General features: G+C 38.8%; 15 protein-coding genes. 5 read left to right on the forward strand and 10 right to left on the reverse strand.

Going from position 1 to position 20,675, the window contains the following annotated elements:
- The 5 genes from ACIQZG_RS21095 to speB form a co-directional block, all read right to left on the reverse strand.
- Window positions 1-1,503 (reverse strand): class I adenylate-forming enzyme family protein, encoded by a 1,503-nt coding sequence (locus ACIQZG_RS21095; protein WP_402757564.1) that lies wholly within the window; start codon window positions 1,501-1,503, stop codon window positions 1-3.
- Window positions 1,496-1,885: a MerR family transcriptional regulator gene (locus ACIQZG_RS21100; protein WP_402757565.1), complete on the reverse strand. Its 390-nt coding sequence runs from the start codon at window positions 1,883-1,885 to the stop codon at window positions 1,496-1,498. The genes ACIQZG_RS21095 and ACIQZG_RS21100 overlap by 8 nt, the downstream gene beginning before the upstream one ends.
- 225 nt (window positions 1,886-2,110) lie before the next feature.
- Entirely contained in the window at window positions 2,111-3,778 is a 1,668-nt protein-coding gene (gene argS / locus ACIQZG_RS21105) for an arginine--tRNA ligase (protein WP_402757567.1), read from the reverse strand.
- On the reverse strand, window positions 3,778-4,209 hold the full coding sequence (locus tag ACIQZG_RS21110) for a YwiB family protein (RefSeq protein ID WP_402757569.1): 432 nt from the start codon (window positions 4,207-4,209) through the stop codon (window positions 3,778-3,780). Before ACIQZG_RS21110 ends, argS begins: the two co-directional genes overlap by 1 nt.
- A gap of 177 nt (window positions 4,210-4,386) precedes the next feature.
- Window positions 4,387-5,259: an agmatinase gene (gene speB, locus ACIQZG_RS21115; protein ID WP_402757571.1), complete on the reverse strand. Its 873-nt coding sequence runs from the start codon at window positions 5,257-5,259 to the stop codon at window positions 4,387-4,389.
- Between the two features lie 320 nt (window positions 5,260-5,579).
- Between speB and ACIQZG_RS21120 the strand changes: the two genes are divergently transcribed.
- Window positions 5,580-7,652 (forward strand): transglycosylase domain-containing protein, encoded by a 2,073-nt coding sequence (locus tag ACIQZG_RS21120; RefSeq protein ID WP_402757573.1) that lies wholly within the window; start codon window positions 5,580-5,582, stop codon window positions 7,650-7,652.
- Window positions 7,653-8,025: 373 nt separating this feature from the next.
- Here the strand turns inward: ACIQZG_RS21120 and ACIQZG_RS21125 are convergent, their stop codons facing one another.
- Window positions 8,026-8,541: a YwhD family protein gene (locus ACIQZG_RS21125; RefSeq protein WP_402757575.1), complete on the reverse strand. Its 516-nt coding sequence runs from the start codon at window positions 8,539-8,541 to the stop codon at window positions 8,026-8,028.
- Window positions 8,542-8,607: 66 nt separating this feature from the next.
- Between ACIQZG_RS21125 and ACIQZG_RS21130 the strand changes: the two genes are divergently transcribed.
- Both ACIQZG_RS21130 and ACIQZG_RS21135 read left to right on the forward strand, forming a co-directional pair.
- Window positions 8,608-8,793, forward strand: coding sequence for a 2-hydroxymuconate tautomerase (locus tag ACIQZG_RS21130; RefSeq protein WP_024362848.1), 186 nt, complete (start codon window positions 8,608-8,610; stop codon window positions 8,791-8,793).
- Between the two features lie 71 nt (window positions 8,794-8,864).
- Entirely contained in the window at window positions 8,865-9,542 is a 678-nt protein-coding gene (locus ACIQZG_RS21135) for a class A sortase (RefSeq protein ID WP_402757577.1), read from the forward strand.
- A gap of 150 nt (window positions 9,543-9,692) precedes the next feature.
- Here ACIQZG_RS21135 and ACIQZG_RS21140 read toward each other — a convergent pair whose 3' ends face one another.
- The 3 genes from ACIQZG_RS21140 to ACIQZG_RS21150 all read right to left on the reverse strand — a co-directional run bounded on the left by ACIQZG_RS21140 (window position 9,693) and on the right by ACIQZG_RS21150 (window position 17,942).
- Window positions 9,693-15,587, reverse strand: a complete 5,895-nt coding sequence (locus ACIQZG_RS21140) for a collagen binding domain-containing protein (RefSeq protein ID WP_402757579.1) — start codon at window positions 15,585-15,587, stop codon at window positions 9,693-9,695.
- A 661-nt stretch (window positions 15,588-16,248) separates the two neighbouring features.
- Window positions 16,249-17,553: an HD domain-containing protein gene (locus tag ACIQZG_RS21145; RefSeq protein WP_402757581.1), complete on the reverse strand. Its 1,305-nt coding sequence runs from the start codon at window positions 17,551-17,553 to the stop codon at window positions 16,249-16,251.
- A gap of 161 nt (window positions 17,554-17,714) precedes the next feature.
- Window positions 17,715-17,942 carry a YuzB family protein gene (locus ACIQZG_RS21150; RefSeq protein WP_008179127.1) on the reverse strand — a complete coding sequence of 76 codons (228 nt, stop codon included), beginning with the start codon at window positions 17,940-17,942 and terminating at the stop codon, window positions 17,715-17,717.
- Between the two features lie 235 nt (window positions 17,943-18,177).
- Between ACIQZG_RS21150 and ACIQZG_RS21155 the strand changes: the two genes are divergently transcribed.
- Window positions 18,178-18,825, forward strand: coding sequence for an RsfA family transcriptional regulator (locus tag ACIQZG_RS21155; protein WP_402757584.1), 648 nt, complete (start codon window positions 18,178-18,180; stop codon window positions 18,823-18,825).
- Between the two features lie 20 nt (window positions 18,826-18,845).
- Here ACIQZG_RS21155 and lipL read toward each other — a convergent pair whose 3' ends face one another.
- On the reverse strand, window positions 18,846-19,676 hold the full coding sequence (gene lipL, locus ACIQZG_RS21160) for an octanoyl-[GcvH]:protein N-octanoyltransferase (RefSeq protein WP_402757586.1): 831 nt from the start codon (window positions 19,674-19,676) through the stop codon (window positions 18,846-18,848).
- A 153-nt stretch (window positions 19,677-19,829) separates the two neighbouring features.
- Between lipL and hemQ the strand changes: the two genes are divergently transcribed.
- Window positions 19,830-20,579, forward strand: a complete 750-nt coding sequence (gene hemQ / locus ACIQZG_RS21165) for a hydrogen peroxide-dependent heme synthase (protein ID WP_402757588.1) — start codon at window positions 19,830-19,832, stop codon at window positions 20,577-20,579.
- Window positions 20,580-20,675 lie beyond the last annotated feature (96 nt).

Raw genomic sequence — 20,675 nt, forward strand, 5'->3', positions numbered from 1 at the left:
CTAGCTCACCTCTTGTCCCTTCAACGACTGTTTTAAAATTTTGCCCGCTGCATTTCGAGGAAGTGCTTCCACACATTCAAAAATACGTGGAATTTTATGTTTCGCTAAATGCTCCCCTAGGTAAGCTACAAGCACCTCTTCATTAACATCTACCTTCGAAGCATAGACAGCCTTCACCGTCTCTCCCCACTGTGGATGCGGCACACCGATAACCGCTACCTCAAAAACACCTTCATAGCTTAATAGACAATCTTCAATTTCTTTCGGATAAATATTCACCCCGCCTGAAATAATAACGTCCTTTTTACGATCTACAATCCAAATATAGCCGTCTTCATCAAAACGAGCTAAATCACCAGTGCGTATCCACCCGTCTATAAACGCAACCTTTGTCGCTTCTTCGTCCTTGTAATAGCCCATCATATTTCCTTCACCATACAATACGATTTCACCAATCTCACCGACTAGCACATCTCCACCATTCTCATTAACAATTCTGAGCTCTGTACCAAACGGGGCACGATTACCAATGCTCCCTGCTTTCTGCGTATGCTCCTGCCCAAACAGTATTGCCCCACTTGGCCCCGCCTCGGTTAAGCCGTAAACACAAGTTAAGTTATCTGTTTGGAGTGCATTTTGAATAAAACGAACTTCTTTTTGAGATAATGGCGCACCACCGTAAACCCACCATTTCATCGACGTCAAATCAGCTGTTTGCAACCTTGGCATTTGGGCCGTTAATAAGTACGCTACTGGCGCACCAAAGAAATGCGTCGTCTTTTCCTGCTCGATCATGTCAATGAATAAGTCAGGTGTAAACGTAGGTGTTAATACATTTGTTGATCCGACTAACATGCCCGCCATAAAAAACAAATGCAATGGTGCTGAATGTGTTAACGGCATCATTAATAGTATGCGACTTTCCGGTTTTACTTCCATTTCAATCGCAATCATTTGTGCCACTGCTAAAATATTTCGATAAATAAAGAGCACACCCTTTGGCTTACCTGTCGTACCTGATGTATATAAAATTGTAGAAGCATCATCCTCATTCAATTGACAATCAATTGTTTCTGAACACGCCTCTTGAATAAGTGCATCATAACTAAGCCATCCATCCTGGACTTGACCTGTTTTGATTTTGATTGGTACTGTCAATATACTTTCGACTGATGAAAAAATAGCTTCATGAGCAATAATTGCTTTTGCCCCCGCATGCTGCGTGACAAATAGTACTTCAGACAATGTAAATTTTGCGTTTACAGGGACAACAATCGCCCCGATACGTTGAATTGAAAAATAACTTACGACAAACTCCAAGACATTTGGCATAAAAATGACCACTTTATCACCAGGTTCAATCCCCTGCTTCAATAAAGCATGACTAAAGCGTGTCACTTGTTCATCCAATTGGGAATAAGAAACTCTTCTACCATGACAAATAATAGCCTCATTCATCGGATACTTTCGGGCATTGCGGGCTAATAAATTTGAACTATTCATCTAGCATCTCTCCCTTTAAAGTAGTTAACTTCTCACTAAACATGCTATGCAATTGTTGCAATTCGTTTTTCATTTGCGTAAGCTCGGCTATTTTTTCATCAATCTCGTCCATTTTTTGTTCTCCGTATGCGACAGTGCGTTCCAATTGTTGAATACCTGTACGATCAAAATCAAATAACAGCACCATCTCCTTTATCTCATCCAATGAAAAACCATAACGCTTACCTCGGAAAATTAGCTTGAGCTTTGCCATTTCTTTCTTTGAAAAGGTTCGTTGGTTTGCATTTGAACGATTGGGGTTAAGTAATCCGAGTTCTTCATAATAACGAATTGTACGCGTCGAAACTTTAAATTGCTTTGCTACCTCTTGAATTGTTTTCACGCCACCACCCCTTCACAATTTTCATCAGTATATCATTGACGTTAACGTTAACCACAACAAAATAATTGAATTAAAGAGTGAAAAAGGCACACTAAGTAAATTATCTACAATATCATCCAGGTGTTTTATCCGTCAGTTCAACCAATCTATCCGTCTCTATCTTAAATCCACATAAAAAAAAACAGTTTCTGATTTTTCATCAGAAACTGTTTGATAGTTTCGTTCTTACATTTTTTCTGGTGCAGATACGCCGATTAGACGTAATGCATTGGCAATTGTTGTGCGAACTGCAGTAATTAAAGCTAGACGAGCTTCTGTTAGCTCCTTGTTCGACGCATCTAGTACCTTTTCTGCATTATAGAAACTATGGAATGTTGCAGCAGTTTCTTGAATGTAGTTTGCAATACGGTGCGGTGTGCGGTGTTTCGCAGCATCTGCTACGACTTTCGGGAAGTCGCCCACTTTTTTCAGAAGATCGATCTCTTTTTCCGCCGTTAATAGATTTAAGTTGTCAGGTGAAGCCGCAAATCCTTGCTCACCAGCTGAACGTAAAATCGATGAAATACGTGCATGTGCATATTGTGCATAATACACTGGGTTTTCATTTGATTGCGATACTGCAAGGTCTAAGTCGAAGTCCATGTGTGAATCGCCGGCTGTTTTCACAAAGAAGTAACGTACAGCATCTAGGCCTACTTCTTCTACAAGTTCACGCATAGTCACTGCGTTACCTGTACGTTTACTCATTTTGAACTTCTCGCCGTTTTTATACAGTTGCACCATTTGGATGATTTCCACTTCAAGTGTGTCACGGTCATAGCCAAGTGCTTGGATTGCCGCTTTCATACGTGGAATATAACCGTGGTGGTCAGCACCCCAAATGTTAATTAATTTATCGAAACCACGTACAATTTTATCTTCGTGGTACGCAATATCAGGAGTTAGGTACGTGAATGAACCGTCGTTTTTGATTAGTACGCGGTCTTTGTCATCACCAAATGTTGTTGAACGGAACCAAGTCGCTCCGTCTTCTTCAAATACGTGACCGTTCGCTTTTAATTTATCTAGTGCTACTTCAATTTTACCGTTTTCGTATAATGAAGTTTCAGAATACCAAACGTCAAAGTTTACACGGAAGTTTGCAAGGTCTGTTTTTAATTTTTCTAATTCTAAAGCTAGACCGTGTTGACGGAAGAATGCAAAACGTTCTTCATCAGATTTAGCTAAAATTGAATCGCCGTGCTCTTCTGCTAATTTACCAGCGATATTGATAATATCAGCACCATGATAGCCATCTTCAGGCATTTCAGCATCCATTCCTAAAGCTTGCTTATAGCGTGCTTCAAGAGAATATGCTAGGTTATTAATTTGGTTCCCTGCATCATTAATGTAGTATTCACGAGATACCGCATAGCCTGCCATATCTAAAACGTTACATAATGAATCCCCTACAGATGCTCCGCGTGCATGACCTAAGTGAAGATCACCCGTTGGATTGGCAGATACAAACTCCACTTGTACTTTTTCACCAGCACCTGCAGTAGAATGACCATAATCAGCACCTTGCTCAAGAACTGCTGTTACTACATTTGCAAGGAAATCTTTACGAACAGTAATGTTCATGAAGCCAGGTCCTGCAATGTCAATCTTCTCGATATCTGTACCGGCTGTTTCAAGGTTTTCTAAAATAGCTTCTGCAATCGCACGAGGTGGTTTCTTCGCTAATTTTGTCAATTGCATAGCGATATTTGTCGCATAGTCACCATTTGTTTTATCTTTTGGTGTTTCAAGATGAATATTTAACTCTGTGCCCGCTTCGACTAGGCCTGCTTTTTCTACTGCCTGCGCAATCGCTGCTTTAATGGCTTGTTGTACTTGTTCTACTGCGTTCATCATTGTACCTCCGTAAATTTAATATCTAATGTATAATTGCCAACGGACTGCCCACTCATCAGTAAGTCGTATTGTACATAAAAATCTCCGCTTACTCCGTGTCGCGTAAACGTCATTTTTGTCGTGTGAATAACGAGTGGTATTGAACCGATTTCACTTTCATAATGCCCAATTTGTTGTTCAACTATATTTAGTGGTAGGCGCATTTTGACAGCCCCCGCGCGCATAATGAGTGCTTGCTCTTCGCCAAGCTTCATCGTTGTGCGGATTGTCTTATTCTCCTGCACCTCTTCATATTTCAAATACATACTACCTGCTTTTTCAAGTAGATGCCCATTTAACCACATTTCTAATGTTTCGGACTCTCCATCAATCGGACAAATCGTAGAAATGAGCTTAATGTTCACCTGCGATTTTGTATCGTTCGCCATCATGGATTGCTCCTTCTATATCTTTTACTATAACCTTCTTATTATAGGATGAATGAGTGTCGTTTTTCAAGAAGGAAGTAAACGCTAAACAAAGCAATGCATTCAAATAGAACAGGATTATCATGACCTACTAAAAAAGTGCTCCATCGAAAAACATAATGGAACACTCTCTACTATTTATTTTACCCAACTCAAAATCATTTCTCGTAGTAATTTAGACGCTGTATTAGCAGTCATTTCAGATGAATCGTAAATCGGTGCCACCTCTACTAGGTCAAAGCCAACTACATTCACGCTACTCGCTGCAATTGCATGAATAGATGCTAATAACTCTTTTGATGTAATACCTCCACAATCCACCGTACCTGTACCAGGTGCATGTGCTGGGTCTAATACATCAATATCAATCGTTATGTACACATTACGTCCAGCTAATTTTGGTAATACTTCTTTTAAAGGCTCTAGCACTTCAAATTTTGAAATGTGCATGCCGTTTTCATTTGCCCATTCAAATTCTTCCTTCATTCCTGAGCGAATTCCGAACGAGTACACATTTTTAGGTCCAATATGCTCTGCAATTTTTCGAATTGGTGTTGAATGAGAAAGTGGCTCCCCTTCATATTCAACACGTAAATCTGTATGTGCATCAAAATGGATAATGGCAAGATCGTCATACTTTGCTGATACTGCTTTCATTACAGGCCATGACACTAAATGCTCTCCGCCCATACCAACTGGAATTTTACCGTCCTCTAAAAGCTTCACGATGAATTTTTCAATTTCATCTAAAGAGCGCCCGGCATTACCAAATGGAAGTGGAATGTCCCCCGCATCAAAATACTTTACTTCATCTAATTCACGATTTAAATACGGACTGTATTCCTCTAAACCAATCGATACTTCGCGAATACGTTGTGGCCCAAAACGAGAACCTGGACGATAACTCACTGTCCAATCCATTGGCATACCGTAAATAACCGCTTGCGCATCCTCATAAGTCGGATGGCTTTTTATAAAAACATTTCCTGAGTAAGCTTCATCAAATCTCATTTCTAGTCCTCCATTAAAGCTCAAACGAAATCAGCTTCATATATTTTCTATTACAATATAGTCGCAGAGTAGGAAACCTTCTTACCTACTTTCACGTATACTATATTGGCATACTGTATAAAAATCGTGTAATATCTACAACTGCGACGATTTTGTCGAATAATAGAATCTCGCAAAACCAAATAACGATTTCCAATAGATACAAAAAAAGTATAGATGTTTTTGAACAAAGTGCAATAGTTTTTATGCATAAATTCGATTAAATACGAATGTTCAGACACATACTGAATTCAAGTTGTGAGAAAACGGGGTGAAGAAGGATGAAAAGAAAAAGCTATCAACGTAAGCAAAAGCGTGTAAAACGTACACGTAAAGCACTTACGCTTTTTGTCGCCTTTGCATCTGCAATTGTAGTAGGTTTTATAGCACTACGTATATATGTTCAAGTGGCTGGTGCGCCTCCATTAACTGTACCAAAAGCGTCTATTTTCTTAGACCAAAGCGAAAATCAAATTGGCGACCACTTTACAAGTGAGCGTCGTTATTGGGTTGACCTTGATGAAATGTCACCATATTTAACAAAAGCCGTTGTCGCTGTTGAAGATAAAGATTTTTATAAACATAGTGGCTTTGACTTTTCTCGTATTGCAGGGGCTATTTTAGTTGATATTAAGGCTGGTAGTAAAGTTCAAGGGGCGAGTACAATTACCCAACAATACGCCCGCAACTTATATTTATCACATGAAAAATCTTGGACACGTAAATTAAACGAAGCACTTTATGCTTATAGAATAGAAGTTTTTTATGACAAGGACGAAATACTAGAAGGCTATTTAAACACTGTATACTACGGTCACGGTATGTATGGTGTCGAGGCAGCAAGCCGTTACTATTTTAGTAAATCTGCAAGCGATTTAACACTTGCGGAGGCGGCAATGCTCACGGGTATACCAAAGGGACCGAGCTTATACTCACCTATCGTAAATCTTGAAAAAGCATCAAATCGTCAGCACGTTATTTTAAACCTTATGGCTGAACAAGGTGCTATTTCTGAAACAGAAAAAAATCGCGCTAAAGAAGAAGCAATTGTCCTAAAAAATGATAAGTGGGTAGCAGCAAAATCAATTGCTCCGTATTTTCTAGACGTTGCATGGCAAGAAGCAAGTGAAATTCTGAAATCGAAGAATATGGATATTAGTGAAGGTGGCTGGACAATACAAACAACAATAAACACAGCTCATCAAAAAGCAGCCGAAGCAGCCGTTGCAGATAATATGCCGAAAAATGATCTGCAGGCTGGATTTGTCAGTATGGAATCAAAAACAGGTGCAGTAACTGCGCTTGTCGGTGGACGGGATTATGGGATAAGCTCTTTTAACCGTGTAACACAGGCAAAACGTCAGCCCGGCTCAACTATAAAACCAATTTTGTACGCTGCTGCACTTGAAAACGGTTATACACCGTTAACATTCCTTGATGTGGGGGAAACAATTTTCACCTATGATAAGGGGCGCCAAACATATGCACCGAAAAATGTTAATGGAAAATTTGCTGATCATGATATGTCCATGGCACAAGCAATTGCTATTTCCGATAATATTTATGCCGTAAAAACATTAGAAGAGATTGGCTTCAAAACGTTCCATGAGATGGCAAGTCGCTTTGACGTTAATGTTGGTACCAAAGACAATTTATCAATCGCACTTGGTACAGCAGAAACAACACTATATCAAATGACAAATGCCTATAATATTTTAGCGTCACAAGGTCAAAAAACGGCGCCAACAACAATCATTTCCATCAAAGATGCAAATGGTGAAATTATCTACGAAAACAAAGAAATCGAACAAGCAACGGAACCTGTAATTTCGAAAAAAGATGCGTATATGCTCACAGAGATGATGACAGGTATTTTTGATCCTGTATTCAGCGATTATTCGCCTGCGACTGGGATTGCAATTCGCTCCCGTATGACACATACGTATGCAGCGAAATCAGGATCTACAAATAGTGACCAGTGGCTCATTGGCTATACACCTAATCTAACTGCTGGTGTTTGGAATGGTTATGACCAAGGTAAAACTCTTTCTGCAAAAGAAGACATGGCTGCTACTAAACAAATATGGATAGATTTTATGGAAAACGTAAATAGCGGAACTAAAAATCAAGACTTCACAAAGCCGAAAGGCGTTAAAGGTGTAGTCGTCGATATTGAAACAGGCAAGCTTGCAAGTAAGGCATGCCCGAAGCAGCGTCTTGTGTACCTTAAAACAGAAGATGTTCCAACAGAGAAATGTTCAAACTTTGATGTATTGGATAGTAAGACATGGGGTGAATTTTGGAATATGTTGCCGTTCTCTATTTTTAAAGGCAATAAAAATAATGAGCAATAAGTGAAACCTTTACAGTTCCTAAACGTTTAATTATAATGAAATCTCTCGACAAAGCAGTTATGATAGAAATTGGTAAGCGACCAAATTATTGAGGTGCGCTTTACTAAAAAAAGCTTTCTCTTCCCCGGAGACTTGTCCGTGGGAACAGAAAGCTTTTCTTGTTTCATGGTCAGCGGAAAGGGTGAGCATCATGGGGCATTCGGCTTGGGTAATTCAAATGCCGCATAGCGCTCATCACATTTCGCGAGACCAAGTGTCCTAGCTTACTAAATTGTAAGCTCTGCATCAAGTGTACTTTTTTTCCTAGACAGTTTCAACCACATATCGAAAGCGATTGCAAAATGTCACAGATTGTTCAATCATTACAAGTCAATTATACAAATAAGTCTTGACGCAACTGTTCTGTACTGCGCTTCCACATATCAGGATTATGACCTTCTAGGAAGTCTGTTAATATCTTTTTAGATGGTTCATCCATATGGTCAACGATAATATGACGTTTCATCGATTTATCCATTTTATTTACATGATCAGCTAAAATTTTATAGCCACGACGTTTTTCACGATTAACAACCATCTCACAAGCGGTAACACCTGCATAGTAAGGGCCGTCTTCTTTATGGTCAATCGTCACCCATACTAACCAATATGCTTTGCCACCTTCTGAATCTTCACGGTTTGTCGTGAACTTAATGCCTCTTTCCACATCGCTACGCGCATGCATCGCACCAATTTCAATTGAAGCCTTGCCTTCTTCTATATCGATAATGACTGGTGACACGTTCTCTAGTGAAAGCGAACCGACACCAAATCCTTTATGGCCATCTGTAGGGTCATTTTTTATAATGGTAAAGCCCATTTTTTGTTTTGATTTTTCTTCTTTTGTCATACTTTAATTCCCTCCATTCTGCTATTATTTAAATATACACCAAAATACCATTAAGGGGGCTATATAATGCCATACGTTACAGTGAAAATGATAGAAGGTCGCACTGAAGAACAAAAACGCGCACTTGTCAAAGAAGTAACAGAAGCTGTTTCTCGTACAGTCAACGCACCAGTAGAAAACGTTACTGTTTTCATCGAAGAAATGTCTAAAAACCATTACGGTGTTGCTGGCGTTCGCTTTAGCGATAAATAATAATTAGACTGGGTAGAGCAATTTTGAGCTCTACCCATTTTTTAATATCCTACACACTAGGGGGTGCAATAATGATGAGGAAACTCAAAATGACACTACTCATCTTTACGCTCATCATAGGTCTTATTCTTATCTTCATTAATCCGATTCAAAACTTCATCATAGCCCATTTGAGTGATCGATTAAACACAACTGATTACACTGTGGAAGATTTGCAGGCCAATTTAGATAAGGAAGCAGATTTTGATTTTGAAGCAGTACAATCTTTATCCATTACGGAAGTATTAAAAGCTCAAGCATCTATTGAAAAACTTCCTGTTATCGGTAGCATCGTCATTCCTGAAGTACAATTACAGTTACCTATTTTAAAAGGCGTTGGTAAATCTGCACTCGCTGTCGGAGCAGGTACGATGAAACCTACTCAACAATTAGGTAAAGGCAACTACGCATTAGCCAGCCATTATTTCGAGGGCAAAGATATATTATTTGGACCTCTCTATCGCACGAATATAGGCGATGCAATTTACTTAACAGATCTAACAAATATCTATGAATACAAACTTTCTGTAAAAGAAGTAATTGAAGCAACAGATGTCTATGTCATTGAAGATACAGAAGGCAACATTTTAACACTAATTACATGCACTGAGGACGGCAAACAGCGACTCATGGTGCAAGCTGACTTTGTTACGCAGTATCCAATGATTGATGCACCCGAAGCGCTTTCTGAAGCATTTTCTACAAGTTAGGAATTCATATGATTTTAGTCTCATTCAAATGATCGACCAGTAAAGATAAGTATTTTTTTATGCTTATAGTTACTAGTTATCAGTGATTTTTCGTTAAACAATAAAAACGCTCCTTGAGAATTTCTTCTCTTGGAGCGTTTTTTTAGATCCCTATTTTGTTTCAACGTTACGACGGCGTAAGAAGAATACACTTGCCGCTACTAATAATAAACCAATGGCCATCATACCTGTTTGGTCTGCACCATTTGTTTGTGGTAGCTTACCTTTTGCTAACTGTGCTTCCATTTGCTTCACAGCTGCTTTTATCTTTTCAATATCAACAGATTCGCCTACTGCCAACTGATCTTCTTTTGAAAGTTTAGAGTAGTTGTTTAGGAAGTCTTTGTACTTATCTAAAGTACTTTGACTCGGCGTTGTTGTTTCATTGTAAGGTGGTAATTTTTTACCTTGGTCAATAACATCTTGTACGTTTTTCACATCATTAGTATTTCCTGGTGTCCCTGGGCTCGGATTGCCTGGATTGCCTGGATTGCCTGGGTTACCTGGTTCTCCTGGGTTACCTGGGTTACCTGGGTTACCTGGGTTACCTGGGTTGCCTGGTTCTCCTGGGTTGCCTGGGTTGCCTGGGTTGCCTGGGTTGCCTGGGTTGCCTGGGTTGCCTGGGTTGCCTGGGTTACCTGGTTCTCCTGGGCTACCTGGGTTGCCTGGTTCTCCTGGGTTGCCTGGGTTGCCTGGGTTGCCTGGTTCTCCTGGGTTGCCTGGGTTGCCTGGTTCTTCTGGGTTTCCTGGGTTACCTGGGTTACCTGGTTCTCCTGGGTTGCCTGGGTTGCCTGGGTTGCCTGGTTCTCCTGGGTTGCCTGGGTTGCCTGGGTTGCCTGGGTTGCCTGGTTCTTCTGGGTTGCCTGGTTCTTCTGGGTTGCCTGGGTTACCTGGGTTACCTGGTTCTCCTGGGTTACCTGGGTTACCTGGGTTACCTGGGTTACCTGGGTTACCTGGTTCTCCTGGGTTGCCTGGGTTGCCTGGTTCTCCCGTATTGCCTGGATCTGGTTTCACAAGTGCACCACATGTATCTGTTACTGTGAATGAACCAATTGATTGGGAACCTTCATAGACAGTATATGTCCCCTTCGTAATAGCTACGTTCGGGAAGATAACCGTGCCGTTCACTCCGGTTGTGACAACGTCTTGGCCATTTGCACCTTTAATAATATTTCCACTTGAATCCTTTATTGTAAGTGCTACATTTGGACGTGGTGTACCCAACACTGTTTGAACAGTAAGCGTAAAGATTGGACATTTCGGCGCTACTTTCACCTCTGTCTCACAATCTTCCAAATAACTAATTGTCACTTCTGTTTGGAATTGATCGCCTTCATAAAGGTTATACTCTCCTGCTGGTGTTGTATTTGGTACTGTAAATTTACCAGCTGCATCTGTTGTAGTCGAAACAATGACATTACCTGCTTTGTCCTTCAGTGTCACAGCTACGTTTGGACGTGGATTACCCTCTTCATCCTTCAATGTAATTGTGAATAGTGGACATGACGGAGCGGGTTGAACTTCCTCTGCACATGTTGCATCAACAATAAATTCATCTAGCTTGTTAGTACCTTCGTATACCTCATATTCACCTGGTGCAAGCTTGTCAATTGTTAATGAGCCATTTACATCAGTCGTTTTTGTTGCAATATCTTTACCAGTTGACTTGTCTTTAATTGTAACTGTTGCTCCATCTCGAACATTCCCATCTACGTCCTTCACTGTTAATGTGAATGTTGGACATTCCGGTGCCTGTGTCATTTCAAATTCACATTTATCCACATAGCTAACCGTTACTTCACCTAGGAATTGCTTATCTTCATAAAGATTATATTTTCCTGGTTCAGTAGTCGATGGAATCGTGATTTGACCATCTTTATTTGTTGTTGCTGTAGTAATTTCTTTACCATCTTTGTCCTTCAATGTCACTGAGACGTTAGGACGTAAATCACCATTTTCAGCCTTTACAGTAATCGTAAATTCTGTACATACTGGCGCTGGTTGTACTGTTGCTTCACATTTTGTATCTACAGTAAATTTACCTAACCAGGTAGTACTTTCATATACATTGTATTCACCTGGATTAAGAGGTTTAGTTGTTTTAAAGATACCATTTGCGTCAGTCGTACCTGTTTCAATTGGATTACCTGCTTTGTCTTGAATTGTAACTGTTGCACCATTACGAACTTCTCCATCTGCATCCTTCACTGTTAATGTGAATTTTGGACAGTTTGGTTTTTGTGTTACGTCTGATCGGCAATCAGTATAGTTAACTGTTACTTCTTCAAGGAACTGCTTGTCTTCATAAAGATCATATTCTCCTGCTGGTGTTGTAGATGGTATTTCAAATTCACCATCTTCATTTGTTGTTGCTGTTGCAATTTCTTTACCTGCTTTGTCCTTTAATGTTACTGAAATATTTGGACGTGGATTATTATTTTCATCCTTTAATGTAATTGTGAATACCGTACATGTATTTTTAGGCTGTAATTCGCCTTGACAGTCACCTGTGCCGTATTTCACAGTTACATCACCTAAATGGACAGTTCCATCATATACTTTGTAGGTACCGGCTTGTACTTTACCTGCACCTTCGCGTGGGATATTTACTTTCCCTGAATTATCAGTTTTGCCTGTAAATTTAATGTTGCCACCGTTGTCTTGTAGTGTAATGTCCTTGTTTTTTACAAGCTTTCCATTAACGTCTTTAATTGTTAATTCGAAGTTTGTACACATATTGTTAGGATCAACAATTTTAACGTTTTCGATAGGAAGTACAACATTTGCAGCTTCAGGTTTTAATATATTGTTAGCATCCCCCATTTTAATTTCAAAATCTGAAATTGGATGGTAACCTGCTGGTGTTTTTTCTTTCACTTGGTACTTTCCATAACGAACATTTTCAAACGTTACTAAACCGTTAGCGTCAGCTGTTGCCTCAGCAATTTTTACAGTTTTCGCATTGTTCCAAAGTTCAAAAACAACACCCTCAAAGTTTTCTCGCACACCTGAAACAGGATCAACTTTGATTTTCTCTAATTTAAATGAACCTTTTGTAGCGGATACATCTGTAGTAGAAGAGTTATAGTTAAACACTGCATTAGCGTTACCTTTATCACTTGTACCAGCAGATTCTGCACCTGCATAACCAATTGAAGCTTGGTTTGAAACTGTTTCGCCATTTCCACCCATGTAGAATGTTTTGTACTCAATTTCATAGCCCTTTTGCGTTAAATCACCTAAATTAACGCTAAAACTACCATCTGCATTTACTTTAACTTCGCTTTCAGGGATTTCCATAGAAGTCCCAAGGCCAGTTCCACCACCCGTAGCCATTGTTATTTCTTTCTTAGTAAATGTATTTGGTAATATTTTTTGGTTAGCTGATGGCGTATCTGTTAACGTAATATTGCCTAAATGTGAATGTGACTTATTGACAGTCACTTTCCAAGTAATTGTTTCGTCATTTCTGTTAACACTAGCCGTTTTGGAAATTAGCTCATTTGCATTTTTAATCGTAGCTGTAGCATCGTATGGATAACTTCCGTCAAATGGTGTAGCAAGCGTAGCGTTATTTGTGTATTTATCTTTACCACCTGTTGCTTGACCAAAAATATCATCAGAATCCTTTGTTTTGTACTCAATCAAATATGCTTCGTTGTTGTCACCAGTATCTAAATTTACAAATGTAATTTTAAAGGCTGTTACTGCTCCGTTGTCGCCTGTCACTGTTTCAACATTCCATTTACTTGAATCTAAATCTCCAATTGGCTTACCTTCTTCAGTTGTTAATGATAAACGTTTTACAGTAATTTGTTCTTTTAGTGTTTGTCCATCTGGAATCACGATATGATGACCAGCACCCAGAGTATCTGTTAATGTTGCGTTATTGATATCCCTTTTATTAATATTCACACCAATTCTCCAAGAGAATTCTTGTGTTTGATGGTTTACATCAACTTTTTTATAACCGTTATTACCAGTTGGTGATGTGCCCCCTGGTTTGTAATCTTTAGTATCGTTTGCTTCAAATGTTTTACCTGGCGTACTGCCTGTCCAAGTTGCATCTGCTGTATTTGTATAAGCAGTTGCAACACCACCATTTGGTTCAATTTCAAATTTTGTTTTGTATTGAACCGTTACAGTTGTGCCTTTTGGAATTGTATTTGTAAACGTTAAGACAAATCCTTCATCACCCGCCGCTGGAGTACCACTAGCTGGATTTGTAATTGTATAATTTGAAGAATTTACACCTGACACGTTGTAAAGTTCTGTCGCGCTCCACTCAGTTAGTGTATGCTTCAATGATTTACCATTTTTATTGTCTGTAGTGAAGTTATCTTCCACTCGGAAATTTACTAAGTCTTTTTCTGCCTTAATCGTAAGTGTCCATGTGATTGTTTTATTCACATAGTCAACAGTTCCTGAGCCACCAGATTTTTTAAAGATATCTGGTGCAAGTGATAAATTATCTTTATCTTCCTTACCTGTACCTGTAGTTACAGTATTTGTAACAGTACCTTGATTAGCTGTTGTAATGAATTCATCAACAAGCTCAGTTTCATATGCGACCTTAAAGGCAGATTTAACAGATCCATTAGCTGCACTACTGCTAAAGTCGATGACAAACTCATGATCATCAGATGTAGTTAAGTCATAACCATTGCCCTCGCTAAGAAGCTCTGCTGATTGTTCACTTAGACCATCCGCACTTAGCGTTACTTTATATACTTTAAACGTAGAATCATATTTTATTTTATGTTTATTTGTTATTGTATCTGTAAGTGTCGCTTTATCGATTGGGATTGATTGACCCAAGTAATTATATTTAATCTGCCACTCTGCCTTGTACTTGTCTTTGTTAGAATCCCCGCTAGAAATTAGTTTCTTTTCTAAAGGTGTACCATACTTGATTTCTTGGGTAGCAGGTACTGGAGCTGGGTTTAAATTAGCTGATACAAGCGTTGCTGTGTTAGTGAACAATTCAGTTTGATTTGCAGGCTCACGTTCTACTTTTGTGTTATACGTGATTTTATACGCCTTGTTTGTATTCCCTAAAGTAATCGGGAATGAATTTTCTGTAAAGCTAGACTCAAGCGTAGCATTACCAGTTAACCCCACTCTATATTCCTCAACTGTAATGTCAGTATCTAAAACATGTCCATCACCAATCGTATCTTGTAGCTCTGCGCCTATTAGTGTTTCTCCACCTCTATTTACCCAAATAGTCCATGGGATGCGAACTGTACCATCAGCATCACGTTTAATCGCATCAAATGTCTTAGTCAATGGCTTCTCATTCGTACTTGGTTTAAATACGAATGGCAGTGTAACTGCAGCTCCACCTTTGATAGGGATGATGAGATTTTGCTCTAGTTTACTGTCATCAGCACTATTCCCAAAATGCGCATCAAAATTGAAAAAGATAGTATATTGCGACGCTTCTTCTAGTTCGGTCTGTATTGTAACCGTCACTACATTGCCCGTTGTACTATAAGTGTAGTCAACGCCGTCTGCTGATTTACTACCGCTTAGTGCAGTTGGTGTAAATACTAATAAGTGTTCGGGTAACTCAAATGTAAAAGTAGAACCCACACCATAGTTTTTACTTAAAGCACCTAACTGAAATTCATAATGGATAGAAGTCGTATCCCCCATTTTAGGGTTAGGATAATCAGCTGGATCCGTTGCAGCAGTAATCTCTTTACCTGCAACAGTTAATTTTTCAAAAGTCATCGTTACATCACTATCTTCGAAAACAGCTGCTTCGGATAGTGATAGTGGTACAATTGGTTTCAACGTTGCCGAATCCCCAGAGGTAGTGGTTGCATCAGTTCCGAGGTCCTCTGCTGGTGGCTCTGCTAGTAATTGCGACCCTGCATCTGTATTTTCCTCAGCAGTTACATTGTCTGCGGGTAATTCACTTGCAAACACTGAAATTGGAGAAAGCACCGTTTGGAACACTACTAACATTGTTAGAATAATGATATTTAGTTTCTTCTTCATCCTTCTCTCCTTACTAAGGCGAAAACTAACAAATTTGTCGACGATGCTAATCTCTTAAGTTAAGGTAAGTGATTATACAAACTATTTAATGTTAGTCTCTTTCCTTTATTTTTATCGCCTTTTCGAATACATGTTTTTCTAAAAAGTACTCCATTAGAAGCGAGCAATCTTGATGTATGTAAAGCCATGATGTACACATCTGCATGCATTCGTATTTAACTTTTCTGCGCCAACGATAATCTGCCTCACCCCCTTTCAGGTTTTCTCTCCATTATAAATATCAGCACTAAACATTTTCTGAACAACCAGTTATAATACCCTCACCCATGCGGATTTTAATAGCCTATAATTTACTATTAATAAACTCCAGCCTAAAAAATATAAAAAATGTAATCTTCAGTTTGTCGATAGTTTAAAACTTTCAACAGTGTTATCTCGAATTTTTTTAAAAAATAACAGTATACGGAAAATTAATATTCTTTGCTATATAAATGGTGATAATTGCATATCATCCTTCGTGAGCATTCGTACCGAGTTCTCTACTATTTAAATCGTTATGTACAATTAATTCTGCTTCTATAACACCTCCGGTGAAATACAAACATTTATTTTCCCTCAAAATAAAAAACAGTGTTATGCACACATCTGGTGCATAACACTGTTAATTACCTTTTAATATCTTACATATTTGCTTTTTCAAAACACCGTGCGTACTGGTATCCTCGAGGAAATCCATAGGAAAGTAGATTTTGTGATCGCGCTTCATTTTTCCTGAAATAGAATCGACAATAATGGATTCAGTCGATAATTCATACAACTCTCCATTTTTCATTTCAAGGAAAATTGGAACACGGACATTTTCCTCACCTGGTCGATAAAAATCATAGGGTAAGTCGGCTGTCGTATCATGTACTAAATAATATTCTGGATTCAAACCAGCTTGTCTAAATAATGCTTGTAGCCTTTGATACTTCTCTAATTCAACGATTGGGTCCAAGTCAATATATTGGAATAGTTTACGATTTACAAAGCGACGACTTAAATCACTTAAAATCGCATCATCTTCTTTCATCCAAAATTGGAAATATGTAAAAAGTATACTTTCATCCAATGATAGATAATCTTCGAGCGTAATCTCATTTTTGAAAAATGCTTTAAAATGAGTCGGCTCATGCTTAAACTTATAGCCTTCCATACTCAATTGCTTCGCACGTTTTAATATATTATTCAAAACTACTTCTGCACTGCGTGACACGGGATGGAAGTAAACTTGCAAATACATTTGATAGCGACTCATAATATAATCTTCTACTGCGTGCATCCCAGTCGATTTAATGACCACTTGATTTTCGCGTGGACGCATAACACGTAAAATACGCTCCATATCGAAATGTCCATAACTAACCCCTGTAAAATAGGCATCACGTTGCAAATAATCCATACGATCGGCATCTATTTGACTCGAAATCAAGCTAACAACAAGCTTATTTGGATAGGTTTTCTCAATAACTTGGGATACTTTCTCTGGGAAATCTAGTGATACTTTTCTCAGCACTGTATTTACTTCTGTATCACCAAGAAGGATTTGTCTCGTATAATATTCATGATCGAGTTCAAACACATTTTCAAAAGCATGCGAAAATGGCCCGTGTCCTAAATCATGTAAAAGTGCTGCACAAAGCACTAGTAGTCTTTCACTTTCATCCCATTCTGGACGACCTACAAAAATATCATCGACAATACGGCGTATAATTTCATAGACGCCAAGTGAATGATTAAAACGGCTATGCTCTGCCCCATGAAACACTAAAAAGGTCGTGCCTAGCTGACGAATTCTACGTAAACGTTGAAATTCTCTTGTACCGACTAAGTCCCAAATTGCCTGATCTCTTACATGGACATAGCGGTGAACAGGATCTTTAAACACTTTTTCCTCTTGTAATTTTGCTTCTGCATAATGTGTCATTTGCACAGCACCCCATTTCTTTTTCTGTATTTCTTCTATTATATGAAATAAACCAACACTTTACACTGTTTTCTAGGAAAAGCAAGCCTTTTCTGTAAAATTGCATATACTAATTCATCTAAACAAAAAACTACCTTCAACATCGTGAAGATAGTTTTTTTTCATTTATTCTTTAACTTTGTTAAAACTTTTTCCATTAACTCTTCCTCAGTTAATGCTGCGACAGGTCTACTATTTACAAAGGTAAATGTTTTTTTACGACCTGGGCCACAATATGAGTGGCAGCCAATTTCGATGGTTGCATCAGGATCGATTTCCTTTAATTTTGGAATTAACGTTTTTAAGTTAACGGCCTGACATTCATCGCAAACTTTAAATTCGTTTGCCATTTTGTCAACAACCCTTTCTATATGTTATTTTTCTCATACAAAAATTATCTACTGTGCGTATTACATTCACATAGTTAAGTATGCAGAATACGTACAAACCTACAACGGGTATTGTATCGCATTTTTCACCTTGCATTCAAGCATAATTCCTTAAACATAGATGAATAAAAGGTTAAAAGATTGGCCATGATAGAAATATATTAAAGAAAGTTTAATGAAGGTGGGAGGATTTAAGATGAGTAAAGTAAGACAAGATGCTTGGTTAGATGAAAACGATGAACTATTAGCAGATGCGGTAATTCGTCACGTTACAGAAGGTAGTACGCAGTTAAATGCATTTGAAGAAGCTGGTGATGCACTTAATCGCACAGCTGCAGCATGTGGTTTTCGTTGGAATGCCGTTGTACGTAAGGTTTATGAGGAGCAGTTAGCAGAGGCAAAAAAAGAAAGAAAAGAAAGAATGCGAGTTTTAGGAGCACCAGCAAGACGTCGTTCTTCTAATATGTTTACAGTAAGTGCAGATACAGAGGGTAAATCGATTCCTCTTTCTGCGTTATCACTTGATATTGTTATAGCTTATTTACTACGTTTACAGCATTCTGGTGAGTTAAATAATGAGTCTACAAAATGGCGCCAACTCGTGCATGTGACATCTGAGAAAAATAAAAAACTAGAGAAAACAATTGCACAATTAGAAGAGGAAAATAGAGCGATTCGTAAAGACTACGAGCAGTTTGTCCAAATTATGAATCGTGCTAGACGTCTAGTGACACTAGATGAAGAGGAAGAGCGAGTAGCACCAGTATTTAAAATGGAGAAAAACGGTAACCTTGTTGTTAGCAGTCCTGCTTTTCAACAAGAAAATGGCGATGTGCTTAGTTAGCAGCATCGCCTTTTTTTATTTTACTTTTCCAACATTTTTTTATTCCGCTCGAAAATTCGCTGTAAATAAAAAGCATATAATTCTAGTTCTTCATCATGTAGTGGCTCAGCTCGGACTTCATCTGAAAAATTGTGCAACACTTGCTGCAGTCGTATCATAACTGCCTCCACCGTAAGTTGCGCATCAACCAGTTCACTTAGCGATGCCATTACTTCCGGCACAATTTGTGGATATGCAAATTTTGTTTCCTCATTTTGCAAGCTTTCCGCATAAAAATCTCGGATTAGCTCTGCACGTTTTGCACCACTCCCTTCAATACATAAGTATATTTGAACAGCGACACCTTGGCGCAAACGGCGTTGTGAAATACCAGCGAACTTTTTGCCACCAATACTTAAATCATAAGAGCCTGGACAATAAGAGCCAACAATTTCATATGCTTCAATTTTTTCTGCTACTTCTGGAAAAAGCGACTTCACTAAAGCAACCATCGTATCATAACCATCATTAATGCTCAGTTCTTCTGTTTGCTCTGATAATACAACCGAAATATTAAGCACACCTGCATCAAGTACAACTGCTAAACCTCCAGAGTTTCGGACGATTGGATGATAGCCTTTTGATTGCAGTAATTTCATCCCTTGCTGCATATATGGTAAACGATGATCTTGTATACCCAGTACAACAGATGCATCATGAACCCACGTACGTATTGTTGGTGGCGATTGCAGTTGCCCAACTAATTGGCAAAGTGTATCATCCATCGCAAAAGACTCAAGCGGGGAGCTATTCTTTGCGCTAATAGATTGGTCGTAAAAACGCCAGATTGATTGTTGTAAACTATTTTTCATCTAGTCGTACTCCTTTATTTCTCTCACTTTTAGCATACCGCATCTACTCGAGGTGTCAAATTCATGAAATCGCTAACATGACCTTATTGTTTTCGCACAAACTATGATAAACTTACTGTGAATGATTTTCATTTAGGAGGAGTGTATTGAATTATGAATGAAGCAGCGATTACGTTAGATGGTTGGTACGCTTTACATGAATTCCGCTCAATGGATTGGGCTTCTTGGAAACTAGTTTCTGCAGAAGAACGTCAAGAAGCGGTTGAAGAATTTATCACATATTTAGACAAATTAAATGAAGCAGATGTGGCTAAAACGGGCGCTCATGCTTTTTATGCAATTGTGGGTCAAAAAGCTGACTTTATGATTATGACTCTACGAGAAACAATGGATGAACTTCAAGAACTTGAAGCAGATTTCAACAAATTAGCCATTGCTGATTTTACAATTCCTACATATTCGTATGTATCTGTTGTAGAGCTTTCAAACTATCTAGCTGGTGATTCTAACGAAGATCCTTACCAAAATCCACATGTACGCGCACGCCTTTACCCAGAACTTCCACGTTCTAAGTATGTGTGCTTCTACCCAATGGATAAGCGCCGTCAAGGCAATGACAACTGGTATATGCTGCCTATGGAAGAACGTAAAGGTTTAATGCGTTCACATGGCATGATTGGTCGTGGCTACGCTGGTAAAGTAAAACAAATCATCACAGGATCTGTAGGTTTCGATGATCACGAATGGGGCGTAACGCTATTCGCGGATGATGTTTTACAATTTAAAAAGCTAGTATACGAAATGCGTTTCGACGAAGTATCTGCTCGCTATGGTGAGTTCGGTGCATTCTTCGTAGGTAACTTACTAGATAACGAAAAATTAGTGAAATTCCTCACTGTATAATAATCGAGTAGGAGGGAGCGACTAACTCCCGTCCTCTCACACCACCGTACGTACGGATCCGTATACGGCGGTTCCATGAAGTCTGACGGACAGCGA

Source organism: Lysinibacillus sp. NPDC096418 (assembly GCF_044762775.1).
Classification (GTDB): domain Bacteria; phylum Bacillota; class Bacilli; order Bacillales_A; family Planococcaceae; genus Lysinibacillus.

Excerpts from the sequence above, each read along its gene's own strand:
- ACIQZG_RS21095 (WP_402757564.1), bottom strand. The coding sequence starts at position 1,503 with ATGAATAGTTCAAATTTATTAGCCCGCAATGCCCGAAAGTATCCGATG.
- argS (WP_402757567.1), bottom strand. The coding sequence starts at position 3,778 with ATGAACGCAGTAGAACAAGTACAACAAGCCATTAAAGCAGCGATTGCG.
- ACIQZG_RS21110 (WP_402757569.1), bottom strand. The coding sequence starts at position 4,209 with ATGGCGAACGATACAAAATCGCAGGTGAACATTAAGCTCATTTCTACG.
- speB (WP_402757571.1), bottom strand. The coding sequence starts at position 5,259 with ATGAGATTTGATGAAGCTTACTCAGGAAATGTTTTTATAAAAAGCCAT.
- ACIQZG_RS21120 (WP_402757573.1), top strand. The coding sequence starts at position 5,580 with ATGAAAAGAAAAAGCTATCAACGTAAGCAAAAGCGTGTAAAACGTACA.
- ACIQZG_RS21125 (WP_402757575.1), bottom strand. The coding sequence starts at position 8,541 with ATGACAAAAGAAGAAAAATCAAAACAAAAAATGGGCTTTACCATTATA.
- ACIQZG_RS21130 (WP_024362848.1), top strand. The coding sequence starts at position 8,608 with ATGCCATACGTTACAGTGAAAATGATAGAAGGTCGCACTGAAGAACAA.
- ACIQZG_RS21135 (WP_402757577.1), top strand. The coding sequence starts at position 8,865 with ATGATGAGGAAACTCAAAATGACACTACTCATCTTTACGCTCATCATA.
- ACIQZG_RS21140 (WP_402757579.1), bottom strand. The coding sequence starts at position 15,587 with ATGAAGAAGAAACTAAATATCATTATTCTAACAATGTTAGTAGTGTTC.
- ACIQZG_RS21145 (WP_402757581.1), bottom strand. The coding sequence starts at position 17,553 with ATGACACATTATGCAGAAGCAAAATTACAAGAGGAAAAAGTGTTTAAA.
- ACIQZG_RS21150 (WP_008179127.1), bottom strand. The coding sequence starts at position 17,942 with ATGGCAAACGAATTTAAAGTTTGCGATGAATGTCAGGCCGTTAACTTA.
- ACIQZG_RS21155 (WP_402757584.1), top strand. The coding sequence starts at position 18,178 with ATGAGTAAAGTAAGACAAGATGCTTGGTTAGATGAAAACGATGAACTA.
- lipL (WP_402757586.1), bottom strand. The coding sequence starts at position 19,676 with ATGAAAAATAGTTTACAACAATCAATCTGGCGTTTTTACGACCAATCT.
- hemQ (WP_402757588.1), top strand. The coding sequence starts at position 19,830 with ATGAATGAAGCAGCGATTACGTTAGATGGTTGGTACGCTTTACATGAA.